The sequence below is a fragment of the Corallococcus sp. CA049B genome, assembly GCF_003611685.1.
Lineage (GTDB): Bacteria > Myxococcota > Myxococcia > Myxococcales > Myxococcaceae > Corallococcus > Corallococcus coralloides.
Genome location: NZ_RAWC01000490.1, coordinates 1 through 402, shown reverse-complemented (window position 1 = coordinate 402; position 402 = coordinate 1). Strand labels below are relative to the sequence as shown.

The window sequence follows — 402 nt, the reverse complement described above, 5'->3', positions numbered from 1 at the left end:
CAAATGCACCAATTTGTGGATCACCAAAAGCAGCAAACGTTACTTTATCTGTAGGTAGTGTGGTAATTGTATAAATTGGACTCCAATTGCCTTGTCCATCACTTACAGAATAAGAGTACTGTGTATCTGGATCTAACCCTTTTACTTTCGCTTTATTTGAATATTCACCAGTTGGAGCACCTGCTGTTTTCTTCCCATTATAAACATCATCCCCATTATTAGCAGGAGTAGCCTTTCCATCAATATCTGTAAGGGCTGTCTCACTCTGATTAATAGATTGTGTAGCTTTTACAACAGTTTGTTCCGCATCCTGAATATCTGCAGAAGTTGGAAATTCTGTACCATTCATATTAGATGTACGTGAAATTTTTATTTGTGTCTTTCCAGAAGATTGTGTGAACC

1 protein-coding gene is annotated in these 402 nt (G+C 37.3%); it reads right to left on the bottom strand.

All coding sequences use genetic code 11. The features are described from left to right. On the bottom strand, positions 1-402 hold a 402-nt coding region (locus D7W82_RS39870), incomplete at both ends, for a fibronectin type III domain-containing protein (protein WP_199728053.1).